Source organism: Pseudomonas sp. GM_Psu_1, assembly GCF_026544185.1.
Lineage (GTDB): Bacteria > Pseudomonadota > Gammaproteobacteria > Pseudomonadales > Pseudomonadaceae > Chryseomonas > Chryseomonas oryzihabitans.
On record NZ_JALNUX010000002.1, the window covers coordinates 335863 to 353990 of the forward strand.

The window sequence follows — 18128 nt, forward strand, 5'->3', positions numbered from 1 at the left end:
CTTAGACCGGCTTGCCGCCGCGCGTGAGAAAAGATTTACTGAAACCGGTTTCAGGCACCTACAAAAATCTAACAGCGGTACGCCATGAACGATGTCTACCTCCCCGGTCCGCGCGCCACCCGTGCGACCATCGCCGAAGTGGCCGCCGCCGCCGGCGTGTCCAAGGCCAGCGTGTCCCGCTACATCAGCGGTGATCGCCGCCTGCTGTCCGACTCCCTCGCCGCGCGCATCGAGCAGGCCGTGGTCGCCCTCGATTTCCAGCCCAACCAGATGGCCCGCGGCCTCAAGCGCGGTCGCAGTCGCCTGATCGGCATGCTGGTGGCCGACCTGCTCAACCCCTACTCCACCGCGGTCATGCATGGCGTCGAAACCGCCTGCCGCCAGCAGGGCTATTCGCTGCTGATCTGCAACACCGACCAGGACGCCCGCCAGGAGCGCCAACAACTGGCCGCGCTGCAGTCCTACAGCATCGAAGGCCTGATCGTGAACACCTTCGGCCAGCACGCCGCCGACCTGCGCCAGCTGGGCAGCCGCCTGCCGCTGGTGCTGCTGGACCGCGAACTGCCCGGCGTCGAGGCCGATCTGGTCGGCCTCGATAACCACCAGGCCATCGCCACCGGGGTCGCCCACCTGCAACGCCAGGGCTATCGCGACCTGCTGCTGGTCAGCGAACCCCTGGACGGCACCAGCTCCCGTCGCCAGCGCCTGACGGCCTTCGACACGGCACTGGCCGAACACCCCGGCTGCCGTGGTACCCATTGCGCCCAGGCTGACGATGCCCTGGCGCTGCAGACCGCCCTCGCCACCTTCCTCGCCGCTCCCGGTCCCGGTCCCAAGGCGCTGCTCACCGCCAACGGCGTGGCGACCCTGGCCACCACCCTGGCGCTGCAGGCCCTGGGCGAGCCCCTGTTCGAGCGCTTCGGTCTGTTGGCCCTGGATGATCTGGATTGGTTTCCCCTGGTGGGCGGCGGTATCAGCGCCCTGGCCCAACCGACCCATGCCCTGGGCGTGGCCGCCTTCGAGCGCCTGCAGCGGCGTATCGACGGCGATCGCAGCGCTCCGGTGCAGCAGACCTTCGGCGCGGAGTTGCGTATCCGCCAGTCGACTCGCGCCAGGACCTAGGGGCACCTTTCGTCTTTTTGCCCGTCTTTCTTTGAAACCGGTTTCAGGAGAATAACAATGCCACCGGAGATCGCCATCACCACCTCGGCCTTTGGCGCCGACGGGGTCCGTGCCCAGGGTCAGGCCGCCTGGCTCGATCTGATCGCCGCCGCGGGAGCCTCCCATGTGGAGATCCGCGCCGAACTCTTTACCGAGGCCCCCGACTTCGCGGCCCTGGGCGCCGCCATCCGGGCCGCCGGCCTGGGCTGCATCTATTCCGTCCCCCTGGAGCTCTGGCCCGAGACCGACGCCGCGCTCTCGCCGCGCCTCCCCGCCGCCCTCGCCGAGGCCCGCCTGCTGGGCGCCGACACGCTCAAGGTGTCCCTCGGGCACTATCGCGCCGCAGCCGATCTGGCGGCGCTCGCCCCCCTGCTGACCGACGCGGGCCCTCAACTGCTGGTGGAAAACGACCAGACCGCCCAGGGTGGTCGGATCGAACCGCTGCGCGCCTTCATCCAGGCGGCGCGGGCAGCGCAGCTGCCGGTGGGACTGACCTTCGATGTCGGCAACTGGCGCTGGCAGGACGAAGACCCGCTGCAGGCCGCCCGCCTGCTCGGCCCGGACGTCCGTTACCTGCATTGCAAGGCGGTGCGCCGGCGTGCCGGCGGCCTGCATGCGGTGCCGCCGGAGGCCGCGGACCTGCTGGCCTGGCAGGGGCTGATGACGCACTTCCCCAGCGGCCTGCGGCGGGCCATCGAATTTCCCCTGATGGGTGCGGATCTGCTGGCCGAGACCCGTCGCCAGGTGGCGGCGTTGCGCACCCTGGATGCCCAGGTTCAGGAGACTCGCCGGCATGGCTGACATCGACATCCTCGCCTTTGGCGAAACCATGACCATGTTCGTCGCCGAGACGCCGGGCGAGCTGGCCACGGTCGGCCAGTTCGGCAAGCGCATCGCCGGCGCCGACAACAACGTGGCCATCGGCCTGAGCCGCCTGGGCTTCAAGGTCACCTGGCTGTCGCGGGTCGGCGATGACTCCTTTGGCCGCTTCGTGCGCGCCAGTCTCGAAGCCGAGGGGCTGGACTGCCGCCGCCTCAGGATCGATCCCCGGCACCCCACCGGCTTTCAGCTCAAGTCTCGCGCCACCGATGGCAGCGACCCGGTGGTCGAGTACTTCCGCCGCGGCTCGGCGGCCAGCCACCTCAACATCGAGGAAGACTTCGACCCCAGCCTGCTGCGGGCGCGTCACCTGCATGCCACCGGTATTCCGCCAGCGCTGTCGCCCAGCGCCCGCGCCTTCAGCCGGCACCTGCTGCAGGCCATGCGCGACGCCGGCCGCAGCATCTCCTTCGATCCCAACCTGCGGCCGTCGCTGTGGGACAGCGAAGACCAGATGCGCCGTGAACTCAACGACCTCGCCGCCCTGGCCGACTGGGTGCTGCCCGGCCTGGCCGAGGGCCGCCTGCTGACCGGCTACGACACCCCGGCGGACATCGCCGCCTTCTACCTCGACCGTGGCGCCAAGGCCGTGGCCATCAAGCTCGGCCCCGAGGGCGGCTACTGGCGCACGCCCGACGCCGAGGGCGAGGTCCCCGGTGTGCCCGTGGCCGAGGTGGTCGACACCGTCGGCGCCGGCGATGGCTTCGCCACCGGCTTCGTCAGCGCCCTGCTCGACGGTCTCGACGTCGCTGCCGCCGTCGCCCGTGGCAACTGGATCGGCGCCCGCGCCGTGCAGGTGGTCGGCGACATGGAAGGACTGCCCTACCGTCACGAACTCCCCTGATCGATCCCAACCCCCTGACAAGAACAATCAAGCAGGTGACCCCATGAACGCCTCTTCTCTCGCTCCACGCCGCTGGTGGTATCTGATGCCGGTGGTCTTCATCACCTACAGCCTGGCCTATCTCGATCGAGCCAACTATGGCTTCGCGGCCGCCTCGGGCATGGCCGACGACCTGGGCATCACTCCGGCGATGTCGTCGCTGCTCGGCGCACTGTTCTTTCTCGGCTACTTCTTCTTCCAGGTGCCTGGCGCCATCTACGCCGAGAAGCGCAGCGTCAAGCGGCTGATCTTCTGGAGCCTGATCGGCTGGGGCGGCCTGGCGACCCTGACCGGCATGGTGCCCAACGTCACCCTGCTGATCGCCATCCGCTTCCTGCTCGGTGTGGTGGAAGCCGCGGTGATGCCGGCGATGCTGGTCTATCTCTGCCACTGGTTCACCAAGCGCGAGCGCTCCCGGGCCAACACCTTTCTGATCCTCGGCAATCCGGTGACCATCCTCTGGATGTCGGTGGTCTCGGGTTATCTGATCCATGCCCTGGACTGGCGCTGGATGTTCATCATCGAAGGCCTGCCGGCGGTGATCTGGGCCTTTATCTGGTGGCGGATCGCCGACGAGCGGCCCAAGGACGCCAAGTGGCTCGATCAGGCCGAGAAGGCCCGCCTGGAAGAGGCCCTGAAGGCCGAGCAGCAGGGCATGAAGCCGGTCAAGAACTACGCCGAAGCCTTCCGCTCCCCCAAGGTCATCCTGCTGTCGCTGCAGTACTTCTGCTGGAGCATCGGCGTCTATGGCTTCGTCATCTGGCTGCCCTCGATCCTGCGCAAGGGTGCCCAACTGGACATCGTCCAGGCCGGCTGGCTGTCTTCGCTGCCCTACCTCGCCGCCGTGCTGGCCATGGTCGGCGTGTCCTGGGCGTCGGATCGCCTGCAGAATCGCAAGCTGTTCGTCTGGCCGCCGCTACTGATCGCCGCCCTGGCCTTCCTCGGCTCCTTCGCCCTCGGCACCCAGCACTTCTGGTGGTCCTATGCCCTGCTGGTGGTGGCCGGTGCCTGCATGTACGCCCCCTACGGCCCCTTCTTCGCCATCGTCCCGGAAATCCTCCCCGGCAACGTGGCCGGTGGCGCCATGGCGCTGATCAACAGCATGGGTGCCCTGGGCTCCTTTGCCGGCTCCTACCTGGTGGGCTATCTCAATGGCGTGACCGGCGGTCCCGGGGCGTCCTTCGGCTTCATGGGCGGCGCCCTGCTGGTGGCCGTGGTCCTGACCCTGCTGCTGCGCCAGGAGCCGGTCGCCCGCGCCGCGGCGCTCAAGCCCGCTGCCAGTCACTAGAGGAAACGCTGTCCATGAAAAAGAAGGTGATCCACTACAAGGCCCTGTCCCCGGCGCTCACCGCGCGCCTGGAAGAGGCCTTCGACCTGGAATACGTCGACGTCAAGGCGCCGGGCGGCGAAGCCCGGCTGCGCGAGCGTCTGCCCGAGGCTCAGGGCCTGCTCGGCTCCAGCTTCAAGCTGACGCCCGAGTTGCTGGATCTGGCGCCCCGGCTGGAAGCCATCGCCAGCGTCTCGGTCGGATTCGACAGCTATGACCTGCCCTATCTGCAGCGGCGCGGCATCCTGCTCTGCAACACCCCGGATGTCCTGACCGAAAGCGTGGCCGACGCCGCCTTCGCCCTGCTGCTCGCCACCGCGCGGCGCATCGTCGAGCTGGCCGACTGGGTGCGCGCCGGCCAGTGGCAAGCCAGCCTGGGCGAGGCGCACTTCGGTTGCGACGTCCATGGCAAGACCCTGGGGCTGGTGGGCATGGGCCGCATCGGCCAGGCCATCGCCCGCCGCGCCCACCTGGGTTTCGGCATGCAGGTCAACTACACCGCCCACGCCGCCAAGCCCGAGGTGGACGAGCGCTTCGGCGCGCGCTTCCTGCCGCTGCCCGAGTTGCTGGCGAGCTGCGACTTTCTCTGCGTCACCGTGCCCCTGAGCGAGGAGACCCATCACCTGCTGGGCGCCGCCGAGCTCGCGCGGCTACCGGCCCACGCCATCCTGATCAACGTCTCGCGCGGACCGGTGATCGACGAGGCCGCGTTGATCACGGCCTTGCAGGAAGGCCGCCTGCGCGGCGCCGGCCTGGATGTCTTCGATCAGGAACCCGTGGCAGCGGACTCGCCCCTGCTGCAACTGCCCAACGTGGTGCCTACGCCGCACCTGGGCTCGGCGACCCGGGAGACGCGTGAAGCCATGGCCCGCTGCGCGGTGGACAATCTGCTGGCCGCCCTGGGCGGTCAACGACCGGCGAATCTGGTGAATCCCGAGGTCTGGCAGCGGCGCGAGTGAGCCTTGGCCGTCATTTGTGGTCAGACAAGTATCATCCCCACGGAGAACGCCCCATGACCGCCTTCGACGATCCCCAAGCCTTCGTCAACCGCGTGCGCGAGCAGGCCGCCGATGCCGAGCGCAGCGGCGACATCCCGCGCCTGCTGCAGCTGGTCAACGAACTGGCCACCGCCTTCGAGCGCCAGGCCCGCAGCACGGCGGCGGACAATGCCGAGGTAGCGCGTGCCGTCGAGGAATTCGAGCGACACGAGGGCACCTGATCGGCCTTCCGCTCGTGCAGCCTTTCGCTACCGTGACGGACCCGCGTCCCGAGGTCTAGCGCCAGTGCCCATCGCCCCTTACATCCTGCTCGGCCGGTTGCTCAAGCTGGCCCCGCGGGACGCCCCCGCCCCCTTGCGCTATCTGGGCGCGGCCCTGCTCATCGCCGTCGCGGCCGGCATTCGCCTGAGCCTGGGGATCGACAGCCTGCCCTATCTGCTGTTCATTCCCTTCATCATGGCCGGGGCCTTCTGGTTCGGCCTCGGTCCCGGGATCTTCGCCACCCTGCTGTCGGTGCTGCTGGCCGAGACCCTCTTCGTCAAGGCCCCGGCCTATTTCGCGTTGTTCTCCGAACGCTGGGTGTCCCATGCGCTGTTCGTGCTGGTCAACGTCATCATGGCCATGGTCTGCGCGGCCCAGCGCCGCAGCCTGGAGTCCCTCCATCGCTTCGCCGGCAATCTCGGCGAAGAAGTGGCCCTGCGCACCCGGCAGCGGGACCTCATCTGGCAGGCCAGCCCCGACCTGCTCTGCACGGCTACCCTCGAAGGCCAACTGCTGGACCTCAATCCGGCCTGGACCAGCACCCTGGGCTGGAGCGCAGAGCAACTGCGCCACGAACCCTTCATGGCCTTCGTCCACGTCGAGGATCGCGCCCGCACCGAGGCGGCGCTGGAACGCCTGACGCTTGGCGAACCCGTGTTCGGCTTCGAGAATCGCTATCGGCATCGCGAAGGCGGCTATCGCTGGCTGTCGTGGAATTCGGTCTTGCAGGATGGCCTCATCTATTCCGCGGTACGCGAGGTGACGGCCATCCGCGAGCAGCAGGAAGCCCTGCGCCAGACCGAGGAACAGTTGCGCCAGAGTCAGAAGATGGAGGCCGTGGGCCAGCTGACCGGCGGCATCGCCCATGACTTCAACAACCTGCTGACCGGCGTGATCGGCAGTCTCGACATGCTCAGCCTGAGACTCGCCCAGGGCCGCTACACCGATCTCGAACGCTATGCCACGGGCGCCAAGGGCGCCGCCGAACGCGCCGCGGCCCTGACTCACCGCCTGCTCGCCTTTTCCCGCCGCCAGGCGCTGGACCCCACCGCCACCCAGACCAACGCCCTGGTGCTGGGCATGGAAGAACTGATCCGCCGCTCGGTCGGTCCCCAGGTCGAGATCCACATCGAACTGGCCGAGGCGTTGAATCCCACCCTGTGCGATCCCCACCAGCTGGAGAACGCCCTGCTCAACCTGTGCATCAACGCTCGGGATGCCATGCCCGAGGGTGGGACGCTGCGCATCGTCACCGCCAATCGCCGGCTCAACGACGCCCAGGCTGCCGCCCTGGAATTGCCGCCTGGCGACTATGTGACCCTGGCGGTGCTCGACACCGGTACCGGCATGCCACCCGAGGTCCTGGCACGCGCCTTCGATCCCTTCTTCACCACCAAGCCGGTGGGCATGGGCACCGGCCTCGGTCTGTCGATGATCTATGGCTTCGCCAAACAGTCCGGCGGCGTCGCCCATATCGTCTCGGCACCCGAGCGGGGCACTACCGTTACCCTCTATCTGCCGCGCCTGGTGGACGCCCCGCCGCCGTCGGTCGAGACGCTGCGCACCTCGCCGTTGCGCTATCCCGCTGGCATGACGGTGCTGGTGGTGGACGACGAACCGCTGGTGCGGGCGCTGGTGGACGAGGCCCTGCGCGAACACCGTATCCGCACCCTGGAGGCGACCGATGCCGCCACCGCCCTGCAGGTGCTGGAATCGGATACGCCGCTGGACCTGCTGATCGCCGATGTCGGCCTGCCAGGCGGGCTGAGCGGCTGCCAGCTCGCCGCCCTGGCCCGTGAACGCCGCCCCGGCCTGATGACCCTGCTGATCACCGGCTACGCCGAGGCGGACCTGCCCGGTCAGCCCCTGCCGGTGCCCGGCGTCGAGGTGCTGGCCAAGCCCTTTACCCTGGAAAGGCTCATGACCCAGATCGATCTGCTGCTGGCCGCCCGCGAACAACGACCGCAGGCCTGATGCCGCTGCCCTGAGCCGAGCGGGGCCGACAAACGCCGCCAGTTGATGGACAATACGCGGCTATCCACAGGCAACCGGATCGAAACACCCGCATGAGCGACCTCTCCGCGCACACGCCCATGATGCAGCAGTACCTCAAGATCAAGCATCAGCATCCCGAACAGCTGCTGTTCTATCGCATGGGCGATTTCTACGAGCTGTTCTATGACGACGCCCGGCGTGCCGCCAAGTTGCTCGACATCACCCTGACCGCCCGTGGCGCCTCGGCCGGCAAGTCCATCCCCATGGCCGGCATCCCCTTCCATTCCGCCGAAGGCTACCTGGCCAAGCTGGTCAAGCTCGGCGAGTCCGTGGTGATCTGCGAGCAGATCGGCGACCCGGCCACCAGCAAGGGCCCGGTGGAACGCCAGGTGGTGCGCATCATCACCCCCGGCACCGTCAGCGACGAGGCGCTGCTCGACGAGCGCCGCGACAACCTGCTGACCGCCGTGCTGGGCGACGAACGCCTGTTCGGCCTGGCCGTGCTGGACATCGCCAGCGGTCGCTTCACCGTGCAGGAACTGGCCGGCTGGGAAACCCTGCTGGCGGAGCTGGATCGCCTCAATCCCGCCGAGCTGCTGATCCCCGACGACTGGCCCGCCGGCCTGCCCGCCGAGAAGCGCCGCGGCGTACGTCGCCGGGCGCCCTGGGATTTCGACTGCGATTCGGCGCTCAAGAGCCTCTGCCAGCAATTCGGCACCGGTGACCTCAAGGGCTTCGGTTGCGACAAGCTGGGCCTGGCCCTCGGCGCCGCCGGCTGCCTGCTGGCCTATGCCAAGGAAACCCAGCGCACCGCCCTGCCACACCTGCGCAGCCTCCGCCACGAGCGCCTGGACGACACCGTCATCCTCGACGGCGCCAGCCGCCGCAACCTGGAACTGGACATCAACCTGGCCGGCGGTCGCGACAACACCCTGCAATCGGTGGTGGACCGCTGCCAGACCGCCATGGGCAGTCGCCTGCTGACCCGCTGGCTGAATCGCCCGTTGCGCAATCGCGCCATCATCGAAGCCCGCCAGGACGCCATCACCTGCCTGCTGGAAGGCTATCGCTTCGAGTCGCTGCAACCGCAGCTCAAGGACATCGGCGACCTGGAACGCATCCTCGCCCGCATCGGCCTGCGCAACGCCCGCCCGCGCGATCTCGCCCGCCTGCGCGATGCCCTGGCCGCGCTGCCGGCGCTGCAGGACGGGCTGACGCAGATGATCGCCCCGCACCTGCTCGACCTGGCCCGGAGCATCCAGACCTATCCGGAGCTGGCCGCCACCCTGGCCCGCGCCATCATCGACAACCCGCCCGCGGTGATCCGCGATGGCGGCGTCATCAAGCGCGGCTACGACAGCGAGCTGGACGAGTTGCAGACCCTGAGCGAGAACGCCGGCCAGTTCCTCATGGACCTAGAGGCCCGGGAAAAGGCCCGCACCGGCCTGCAGGGCCTCAAGGTCGGCTACAACCGCGTCCACGGCTACTTCATCGAGATCCCCAGCCGCCAGGCCGAATCGGCCCCGGCCGACTACATCCGCCGCCAGACCCTCAAGGGCGCCGAGCGCTTCATCACCCCGGAGCTGAAGGCCTTCGAAGACAAGGCGCTGTCGGCGCAAAGCCGCGCCCTGGCCCGCGAGAAGGCGCTCTACGAAGCCCTGCTCGACGAGCTCATCGGCCACCTGGCGCCGTTGCAGGACAGCGCCGCCGCCCTGGCCGAACTGGACGTCCTGGCCAACTTCGCCGAGCGCGCCCTCAACCTGGACCTGAACAAGCCGCGCTTCGTCGAGGAGCCCTGCCTGAAGATCGGCCAGGGGCGCCACCCGGTGGTGGAACAGGTGCTGGAAACGCCCTTCGTCGCCAACGACGTCACCCTGGACAACGACACCCGCATGCTGGTGATCACCGGTCCGAACATGGGCGGCAAGTCCACCTACATGCGCCAGACCGCGCTGATCGTGCTCCTGGCCCATGTCGGCAGCTTCGTCCCGGCGGCCAGTTGCGAGCTGTCGCTGGTGGATCGCATCTTTACCCGCATCGGTTCCAGCGACGACCTGGCCGGCGGCCGTTCCACCTTCATGGTGGAGATGAGCGAGACCGCCAACATCCTGCACAACGCCAGCGAACACAGCCTGGTGCTGATGGACGAGGTCGGTCGCGGCACCAGCACCTTCGACGGCCTGTCGCTGGCCTGGGCCGCCGCCGAGCAACTGGCGCGACTGCGCGCCTGGACGCTGTTCGCCACCCACTACTTCGAGCTGACCGTGCTGCCGGACGGCCAGCCGAGCGTGGCCAACGTCCACCTCAACGCCACCGAGCACAACGACCGCATCGTCTTCTTGCACCATGTGCTGCCCGGCCCGGCCAGCCAGAGCTACGGCCTGGCCGTGGCGCAGCTGGCCGGAGTGCCGGAAGACGTCATCCTGCGCGCGCGCGAGCATCTCGCCCGCCTGGAAGCGGCCAGTTTCAACGGTGAGGTGGGTACGCCGCTGCCGGTGAGCGCGCCAGCCAAGGATCGTCCGCTACAGGCCGATCTGTTCGCCAGCGCCGTCCATCCTCTCATCGAGGAACTGGAACGCCTGCAGCCGGACGACATCACACCCAGACGGGCCCTGGAGCTTATCTACGAATGGAAAAAGCGTATCTGAGTTAACGGATACGAGGGTTCCGGCAATGCTGCTAGAATCCGCCGCCTTAGCCTGAGGAGAACGAGCAGATGACCTTCGTCGTCACTGACAACTGCATCAAATGCAAATATACCGACTGCGTGGAAGTCTGCCCGGTGGACTGCTTCTACGAAGGCCCCAACTTCCTGGTGATCCACCCGGACGAGTGCATCGACTGCGCCCTGTGCGAACCCGAATGCCCAGCCCAGGCGATCTTCTCGGAAGACGAGGTGCCGGCCGGCCAGGAAGCCTTCATCGAACTCAACAGTGAACTGGCCAACATCTGGCCGAACATCACCGAGAAGAAGGACGCCCTGCCTGACGCCGCCGAGTGGGATGGCAAGCCCAACAAGCTCCCCCAGCTCGAACGCTAGGCCTTGCCTGGAATCTCCAGGCAATAAAAAAGGGGGCGGATCGCTCCGCCCCCTTCGTCCCTGTCCCTGTAATCCTGCCACCGTCCTGGTGAACCTCGTCCTGAGGTGTTCCTGATCCGCGTCCTGCCGATCCGTGTCGTCCCAGACACAGCGCCGATAGTACGCTTCTCCTGAAGGCTGGCAATCTGCCATAGCGCGCCTTTCGATCTCGCCTCGCGCTTCGACCGGAAACAGAAAAACGTTATGTAGCAGGTACTTGGCGTCTTCTCGCGCTGATCAAGCGATGCTTTCTGGCAGCTCCAAGCGATACAGGCTTACGCAGGCTGTAAGCCCTGGCTTACAAGAACACGCAGAAAAAAGCCCGGAAAAATCCGGGCTCCGTTTGGCTGACATTCAGCTAGGCGCGATCAGAACAGCGAATCACTGGACAGGCCGTTGCGTTCGAAGATTTCCCGCAACCGCTTGAGCGCCTCGACCTGGATCTGCCGGACCCGCTCGCGGGTAAGGCCTATCTCCTGCCCTACCTCTTCCAGGGTGCAGGCTTCGTGACCGCGCAGCCCGAAGCGCCGGATCACCACTTCGCGCTGCTTTTCCGGCAACTCCAGCAGCCACTGGTCGATGCTCTGGTTGAGATCCGAATCCTGCAGCAGTTCGCAGGGATCGGTGGGACGATCATCGGTCAGGGTATCGAGCAGGGTCTTGTCGGAATCGGGGCCGAGGACCATGTCCACCGAGCTGATCCGCTCGTTGAGGCCCATCACCCGCTTCACGTCCGCCACCGGTTTTTCCAGCAGGGCGGCGATTTCCTCAGGGGAAGGTTCGTGATCGAGCTTCTGGGTCAGCTCCCGCGCGGCGCGCAGGTGCAGATTGAGCTCCTTGACCACATGGATCGGCAGGCGAATGGTGCGGGTCTGATTCATGATCGCCCGCTCGATGGTCTGCCGGATCCACCAGGTGGCATAGGTGGAGAATCTGAAGCCCCGCTCGGGATCGAATTTCTCCACCGCGCGGATCAGGCCCAGGTTGCCCTCTTCGATCAGATCGAGCAGCGACAGGCCACGGTTGATGTAGCGCCGGGCGATCTTGACCACCAGACGCAGGTTGCTTTCGATCATGCGCTTGCGACCGGCGGGATCGCCGCGCTGCGCGAGACGGGCGAAATGCACCTCTTCTGCCGGTGACAGCAGTGGCGAGAAGCCGATTTCATTGAGATAGAGCTGAGTGGCGTCGAGTGCACGGCCATAGTCGGCCAGCTTGGCACCGCGCAGGACCTGGTTGCCGCGCCCGGACAGGGCCTTGGTCATGGCGGTATCGGCGGATTCCTCACCGAAGGGATTGGAATCGAGAAGCAGGACATCGTCGCCGAGATCGTACTCGGTTTCTTGTTTGTTCTGGATCATCTTGAGTAACCCTTGCTCGTCTGTGCTTCGAGCCAGGGCGTATCGATACGTTGCCGATGCGCCATGACTCGCCCCCAAAGAGCTGCGGGATCGAGTCGGCGCCTAGCGAATCAGCGATTGGGCAAAAACTGCAAGGGATCCACCGGCTTGCCCTGACGGCGAATCTCGAAATGGAGCTTGACGCGGTCGGTCCCGGTCAAACCCATCTCGGCAATCGTCTGCCCTATCTTGACACGCTCACCTTCCCGAACCAGCAACCTACGATTGTGACCGTAGGCACTGACGTAGGTTTCGCTGTGTTTGACGATAACCAGTTCACCATAACCCCGTAGACCATTTCCCGCATAGACCACGGTGCCATCGGCGGCGGCCATCACGGGCTGACCTTCCTGGCCGGCGATGTCTATTCCCTTGTTTAGGCTGCTGCTGGCCGAGAAGCGACTGATCAACGTACCTTTCGTCGGCCAGGCCCAACCGGCGGCGGATTGGGGGACGTCACGGGTCGGCGTCTGGGCCGGTGTCACCGGCGTCGGCGGCGGTGCCGCGGGCAGATTCGGAGTCACCACCGGGGTGGCGGCGGTGGGATTGGAGGTCACGGGCGGCGGAATGGGTACCGGGGTCGCCACCGGATTGCCGGGTGCCGGCGCGGAAGCGACAGGGGTGGCCGAGCCCGTGGCCGGCCGGCGGATGATACGACTGGAACCCGTGGCGCTGCCGCCATTGCCGAAGCGGATCACCTGGCCGACATGGATGACATAGGGCGCAGCGAGGCCGTTCTGGGCCGCCAGGGCGCGCCATTCCCAGCCGTTGCGCGAGGCGATGGAAAACAGGGTGTCTCCTCGCTTGACGCGATACTGGCCGGAGGTGACCTGGGGCACGCTGCTGCGGCCATCGCCGCGGTCGACCACCGGCGCTCGCGAGCCGTTGCTCGAACAACCCGTCAGCAGCAGGGCCACGAGCAACGTCGCCAGCCAGCTTGAACGCCCTCGTCCTGGAAATCCTTGCGCTCGGGCCTTCACCCGTTCCTCCCGCAGAGTCTGATCATCTACCGTCCGGCCATCCTGCCGGCCTCAAGCGGCCGCTGCCGTCAGGCAGCCTTGGAGCGCGGTACCGGGGTAACGTTCCCTGTCTCTCACTGGGCCAGAGGTCCGTTGAGCAGGGGCACGAAACGGACGGCGTTGAGTTCGTGGCGGACGAAGCCTTCGGCCTCGCGCACGATCAGCAGGAGCTTCTGCTCCTCGTCGACGCCTACCGGGATCACCAGGCGACCGCCAGGGGCCAGTTGGTCGAGCAGCGCCTGGGGCACTTCCCGCGCGGCGGCGGTGACGATGATGCCGTTGTAGGGTGCCAGTGCCGGCCAGCCTTCCCAGCCATCGCCCCAGCGGAACACCACGTTGCGCAGGTTGAGTTCGAGCAGACGCTCCTTGGCCCGATCCTGCAGCGACTGGATACGCTCCACGGAAAACACCCGCTCCACGGTCTGCGCCAGGATGGCGGTCTGGTAGCCGGAGCCGGTGCCGATCTCCATGACCTTGTCCAGCGGCCCGCCGGCGAGCAGCAGCTCGGTCATGCGCGCCACCATGAACGGCTGGGAGATGGTCTGGTTGTGGCCGATGGGCAACGCCGTGTCTTCGTAGGCGCGATGGGCCAGGGCCTCGTCGACGAACAGGTGGCGCGGCGTACGGCGGATCACCTCCAGCACCTGGGCGTTGGACAGCCCCTCTTCGTAGAGGCGCTGGATGAGCCGCTCCCGGGTACGCTGGGAGGTCATGCCGATGCCGTGTCTTTGCATATGCTCTTGCCCCTGAGTCATGCCAGCAGCTCCGTCAGCGCCGACAGGCCGGCGAAGCCCTCGCGGAAGGTGCGATCGAACTGCAGCGGCGTCACCGAGACATAGCCTTCCAGCACGGCGTGGAAGTCGGTACCCGGTCCGCCATCCACCGCATCGCCGGAAACCGAGATCCAGTAACCGGCCTTGCCGCGCGGATTGATCTCGCGCACCGGCGGCTTGGCCTGGGCCCGGTGCCCCAGACGGGTCAGCTGCAGGCCCTTGATCTGCTCGAGCGGCAGATCCGGGATGTTGACGTTGAGCACGGTGCGCGGCGGCAGATCGAAGCGTTCGTGCAGGGCCACGATGCGGGCGGCGATCTCGGCCGCCACCGCCATGTTGTCGGCACTGCGCGACACCAGCGAGAAGGCCAGCGCCGGCCGATCGAGGAACCGTCCTTCCATGGCCGCGGCCACGGTGCCGGAATAGAGGACGTCGTCGCCCAGGTTGGCACCCAGGTTGATGCCGGCCACCACCATGTCCGGTGTCTCTTCCAGCAGGCCATTGAGGCCGAGGTGAACGCAATCGGTAGGCGTGCCGTTGACGCCCAGGAAGCCATTGGGCAGGCGCTGCGGATGCAGGGGGCGGTCCAGCGTCAGGGCACTGCTCACACCGCTCATGTCATAGAGCGGCGCGACTACCTGGCACTCGTATTCCGCACGGGCGGAGAGCGCGGCATGCAGCGCGGCGATACCGGGGGCCAGCACCCCATCGTCGTTGGCGATCAGAAGTCGCATGGATGTTCCGTCTGCCCTGCCTCGCCAAGCGTTACCAGCTCGCGAACCACTGCGGTGGCGAAACAGCCGGCCGGCAGGACGAATTCGAGTTGCAGAATGTCAGGAGCGGGATAATGCCACGTCAGGCCGCCGATGGGGAGGCGCAGGATGCGCCGTTCATGCGAGAGGCCGGCACCGGCCAGCCAGGCGGGCAGCTCTCCGGCGGCCTCTGCGACCTGCCGCTCCAGGTCTGCGGCCGGCCCCTGCACCGGCGACTCGCCGGCGCCCCACAGGGGGCCGGTGGGGTGCAGATCGAGCGCCGCCAGGCGCGGATCGGTCAGATCGGCGGCGGTGGCCGGAAAGTGGCTGCGGCTGTCCGTGAAGGCCAGCAGATCGCCCTCCTGCGCCCGCTTCCAGGAGCCATCGGCGATGCGCCCGGCCAGCACCTGATTGAACAGCCAGCTGCGCGCGGCGGACAGGGTGCGCGAGCGCCGATTGCGCTGCTCGGGCAGGCGCTGCTCGCGGGCGCACTGCTGAGCGTCCGCCAGGTTGCCGCCCTGATAGCCGAAGCGCTGCGGACCGAAATAGTTGGGCACGCCGCCGGCGACGATGGCCTGCAGCCGCGCCTCCAGCGCCACCGGATCGGCCTGGAGCCCGGTCAGCCGCAGGCGGAAGCCGTTGGCGGCATGGGCGCCGCGCTGCAGCTTGCGGCGGTGGCGACCCTGCTGGAGGATCACCAGCGTCTCGTCACAGGCGGCCGACAGATCCAGATCGGCCTTGCCGGGCAGGTGCAGGCTGAACCACTGGCGGGTCAGGGCCTGGCGATCCTTGAGACCGGCATAGCTGATCGCCCGCTGCGGCACCCCGGCGGCGCGCGCCAGGCGGCGCACCGCTTCCTCGGTGTTGAGGCCGCGCTTCTCGACCCACAGCCAGAGGTGCTCGCCATCACCGCTGAGCGGGATGTCCAGCACCTCGTCCACCTGGAAGTCCTCGGCGCTGGCCTTGAGGATCGCCTGGCCGCAGGGCTCGCCATGGGCGCGCGGCCCGAGCAGCTGGTCTTCGGTCATAGCGGCAGCAGCAGGGCCACGGCGTGCACGGCGATGCCCTCTTCGCGCCCGACGAAACCCAGGCGTTCGGTGGTGGTGGCCTTGACGTTGACCTGCCCCAGCTCGACCTGCAGATCCTCGGCGATGGCCTGGCGCATGGCTTCGATGTGCGGCGCCATCTTGGGCGCCTGGGCGGCGATGGTGCCGTCGACGTTACCGACCTGCCAGCCCTGCTCGCGGACCAGGCCGACCACATGACGCAGCAGCACCCGACTGTCGGCGCCCTTGAAGCGCGGATCGGTATCGGGGAAATGCTTGCCGATGTCGCCCAGGGCGGCCGCGCCCAGCAGGGCATCGGCCAGGGCATGCAGCAGCACGTCGCCGTCGGAGTGGGCGACCAGGCCACGGTGGTGGGGAATACGAATGCCACCGAGGGTGATGAAGTCGCCCTCGCCAAAGGCGTGAACGTCGAAACCGTGACCTATGCGCATGAAGAGAGACGCCCTTGAGACTGACAGGGCGTCGATTCTACCGGCTGGGGACAGCTCCCGTCGCCCTCAGGGGGTCGTGAGCGCCGCTGCGTGATGCCGCAGATGGTCGTCGATGAAGCTGGCGACGAAGAAATAGCTGTGGTCATACCCCGGTTGCAGACGCAGTTCCAGCGGATGGCCCACGGCTTCCGCCGCGCGCTGCAGCGCCTGGGGCTTGAGCTGTTCGGCGAGGAAGCTATCCTGCTCGCCCTGGTCGACCAGCAGCGGCAGGCGCTCCTCGGCCTTGGCCAGCAGTGCACAGGCGTCCCACTCGGCCCAGGTGCTGCGGTCCTCGCCCAAGTAGTTGGAGAACGCCTTGTGCCCCCAGGGACAATCCAGCGGATTGACGATGGGTGAGAAGGCCGACACCGAGCGATAACGACCGGGATGCCGCAAGGCGCAGATCAGGGCACCGTGGCCGCCCATGGAGTGACCGCTGACGCCGCGACGATCCGAGACCGGAAAATTGGCCTCGATCAGCGCCGGCAATTCTTCCACCACATAGTCGTGCATGCGGTAGTGCCGGGCCCAGGGCTGCTGAGTGGCGTTGACGTAGAACCCCGCCCCCAGGCCGAAATCCCAGGCCTTTTCGGGGTCGTCCGGTACGCCTTCGCCGCGCGGACTGGTGTCCGGCGCCACCAGCACCAGGCCCAGCTCGGCGGCCAGGCGCTGGGCACCGGCCTTCTGCATGAAGTTCTCGTCGGTGCAGGTCAGCCCCGACAGCCAGTAGAGCACCGGCAGGTCGCTGCGCGCCTCCGCCTGGGGCGGCAGGTAGACGGCGAAGGTCATGTCGCAGTCGAGACTGCGGGCGCGATGGCGATAGCGCTTGTGCCAGCCGCCGAAACTCTTGTTGCTGGAGAGCAGTTCGAGACTCATGGTCATCTCCCGGACAGGGGGCGCCCCTGGGCGCCCGCCTGGCGATCAGTAGTGGACGACGGTGCGGATGCTCTTGCCTTCGTGCATCAGCTCGAAGGCCTCGTTGATCTGCTCCAGGCCCATGGTGTGGGTGATGAAGGTGTCCAGCGGGATCTCGCCGCTCTGCGCCTTGCGCACATAGCCGGGCAGCTCGCTGCGGCCCTTGACGCCGCCGAAGGCGCTGCCGCGCCAGACGCGCCCGGTCACCAGCTGGAACGGGCGGGTGCTGATTTCCTGGCCGGCCCCGGCCACGCCGATGATCACCGACTCTCCCCAGCCCTTGTGGCAGCACTCCAGCGCTGCACGCATCAGGTTGACGTTGCCGACGCACTCGAAGCTGTAGTCGACGCCGCCATCGGTCAGCTCGACGATGACCTCCTGGATCGGCTTCTGGTGATCCTTGGGATTGATGAAGTCGGTGGCGCCCAGCTCACGGGCGATGTCGAACTTGGACGGATTGATGTCGATGGCGATGATGCGGCTGGCCTTGGCCATCTTGGCGCCGATTATGGCGGCCAGGCCGATGCCGCCCAGGCCGAAGACGGCGACGGTGGCGCCCTCTTCCACCTTGGCGGTGTTGAGCACGGCGCCGATGCCGGTGGTCACGCCACAACCCAGCAGGCAGACCTTCTCCAGGGGCGCTTCCTGGGGGATCTTGGCCACCGAGACCTCCGGCAGCACCGTGTACTCGGAAAAGGTGGAGCAACCCATGTAGTGGTAGATCGGCTCGCCGTTGTAGGAGAAACGGGTGGTGCCGTCGGGCATCAGGCCCTTGCCCTGGGTGGCGCGTACCGAGCTGCAGAGGTTGGTCTTGCCGGATTTGCAGAATTTGCACTGACCGCATTCGGCGGTGTACAGCGGGATGACGTGATCGCCCACGGCGACCGAGGTCACGCCCTCGCCCACCGCCTCGACGATGCCACCGCCCTCGTGACCGAGGATGCAGGGAAAGACCCCTTCGGAATCCTGACCCGAGAGGGTGTAGGCATCGGTGTGGCAGACACCGGTGGCGACGATGCGGATGAGCACCTCACCGGCCTTGGGCGGCTCCACGTCCACTTCGACGATCTTGAGGGGCTCGTTGGGCGCGAAGGCTACGGCGGCGCGGGACTTGATCATGGTCGACTCCAGAGGGGCGAAAAAACGAGA

At 67.3% G+C, this 18128-nt stretch carries 17 protein-coding genes; 9 read left to right on the forward strand and 8 right to left on the reverse strand.

The window, feature by feature from the left end; genetic code table 11:
• Nucleotides 1-84: 84 nt before the first annotated feature.
• From OXS31_RS04280 to fdxA, 9 genes are all read left to right on the forward strand, one after another.
• Nucleotides 85-1122, forward strand: a complete 1038-nt coding sequence (locus tag OXS31_RS04280) for a substrate-binding domain-containing protein (protein ID WP_027597053.1) — start codon at nucleotides 85-87, stop codon at nucleotides 1120-1122.
• A gap of 57 nt (nucleotides 1123-1179) precedes the next feature.
• The gene (locus tag OXS31_RS04285; protein ID WP_267398080.1) at nucleotides 1180-1962 is read left to right on the forward strand and encodes a TIM barrel protein; all 783 of its coding nucleotides are present in this window, start codon (nucleotides 1180-1182) and stop codon (nucleotides 1960-1962) included.
• A complete protein-coding gene (locus tag OXS31_RS04290) occupies nucleotides 1955-2884 on the forward strand; it encodes a sugar kinase (protein ID WP_267398082.1) in 930 nt (309 codons plus the stop codon). The genes OXS31_RS04285 and OXS31_RS04290 overlap by 8 nt, the downstream gene beginning before the upstream one ends.
• Before the next feature lie 43 nt (nucleotides 2885-2927).
• Entirely contained in the window at nucleotides 2928-4211 is a 1284-nt protein-coding gene (locus tag OXS31_RS04295; protein ID WP_042136037.1) for an MFS transporter, read from the forward strand.
• Nucleotides 4212-4225: 14 nt separating this feature from the next.
• Complete coding sequence (locus OXS31_RS04300; RefSeq protein WP_027597057.1) at nucleotides 4226-5209, forward strand: D-glycerate dehydrogenase; 984 nt, start codon at nucleotides 4226-4228, stop codon at nucleotides 5207-5209.
• A gap of 53 nt (nucleotides 5210-5262) precedes the next feature.
• A complete protein-coding gene (locus OXS31_RS04305) occupies nucleotides 5263-5469 on the forward strand; it encodes a hypothetical protein (protein WP_007159388.1) in 207 nt (68 codons plus the stop codon).
• 64 nt (nucleotides 5470-5533) lie between these two features.
• Nucleotides 5534-7483, forward strand: coding sequence for an ATP-binding protein (locus tag OXS31_RS04310; RefSeq protein WP_144946865.1), 1950 nt, complete (start codon nucleotides 5534-5536; stop codon nucleotides 7481-7483).
• A 92-nt stretch (nucleotides 7484-7575) separates the two neighbouring features.
• A complete protein-coding gene (gene mutS / locus OXS31_RS04315; protein WP_267398089.1) occupies nucleotides 7576-10152 on the forward strand; it encodes a DNA mismatch repair protein MutS in 2577 nt (858 codons plus the stop codon).
• Between the two features lie 68 nt (nucleotides 10153-10220).
• Nucleotides 10221-10544 (forward strand): ferredoxin FdxA, encoded by a 324-nt coding sequence (gene fdxA / locus OXS31_RS04320; RefSeq protein ID WP_007159459.1) that lies wholly within the window; start codon nucleotides 10221-10223, stop codon nucleotides 10542-10544.
• Nucleotides 10545-10951: 407 nt separating this feature from the next.
• On the opposite strand, the gene rpoS is transcribed toward fdxA, so the two are convergent.
• The 8 genes from rpoS to OXS31_RS04360 form a co-directional block, all read right to left on the reverse strand.
• Entirely contained in the window at nucleotides 10952-11944 is a 993-nt protein-coding gene (gene rpoS, locus OXS31_RS04325; RefSeq protein ID WP_007159460.1) for an RNA polymerase sigma factor RpoS, read from the reverse strand.
• A gap of 110 nt (nucleotides 11945-12054) precedes the next feature.
• Entirely contained in the window at nucleotides 12055-12906 is an 852-nt protein-coding gene (locus OXS31_RS04330; RefSeq protein WP_267398094.1) for a peptidoglycan DD-metalloendopeptidase family protein, read from the reverse strand.
• Between the two features lie 170 nt (nucleotides 12907-13076).
• Complete coding sequence (locus OXS31_RS04335) at nucleotides 13077-13715, reverse strand: protein-L-isoaspartate(D-aspartate) O-methyltransferase (RefSeq protein ID WP_007159462.1); 639 nt, start codon at nucleotides 13713-13715, stop codon at nucleotides 13077-13079.
• A 38-nt stretch (nucleotides 13716-13753) separates the two neighbouring features.
• Entirely contained in the window at nucleotides 13754-14509 is a 756-nt protein-coding gene (gene surE / locus OXS31_RS04340) for a 5'/3'-nucleotidase SurE (RefSeq protein ID WP_267398095.1), read from the reverse strand.
• Nucleotides 14497-15555 carry a tRNA pseudouridine(13) synthase TruD gene (gene truD / locus OXS31_RS04345; RefSeq protein WP_267398096.1) on the reverse strand — a complete coding sequence of 353 codons (1059 nt, stop codon included), beginning with the start codon at nucleotides 15553-15555 and terminating at the stop codon, nucleotides 14497-14499. The genes surE and truD overlap by 13 nt, the downstream gene beginning before the upstream one ends.
• Nucleotides 15552-16025, reverse strand: coding sequence for a 2-C-methyl-D-erythritol 2,4-cyclodiphosphate synthase (ispF, locus tag OXS31_RS04350; RefSeq protein WP_027597063.1), 474 nt, complete (start codon nucleotides 16023-16025; stop codon nucleotides 15552-15554). The genes truD and ispF overlap by 4 nt, the downstream gene beginning before the upstream one ends.
• Nucleotides 16026-16091: 66 nt before the next feature.
• On the reverse strand, nucleotides 16092-16946 hold the full coding sequence (gene fghA, locus OXS31_RS04355) for an S-formylglutathione hydrolase (protein WP_267398098.1): 855 nt from the start codon (nucleotides 16944-16946) through the stop codon (nucleotides 16092-16094).
• Nucleotides 16947-16985: 39 nt separating this feature from the next.
• Nucleotides 16986-18098, reverse strand: a complete 1113-nt coding sequence (locus OXS31_RS04360; RefSeq protein WP_027597065.1) for an S-(hydroxymethyl)glutathione dehydrogenase/class III alcohol dehydrogenase — start codon at nucleotides 18096-18098, stop codon at nucleotides 16986-16988.
• Between the last annotated feature and the right edge of the window lie 30 nt (nucleotides 18099-18128).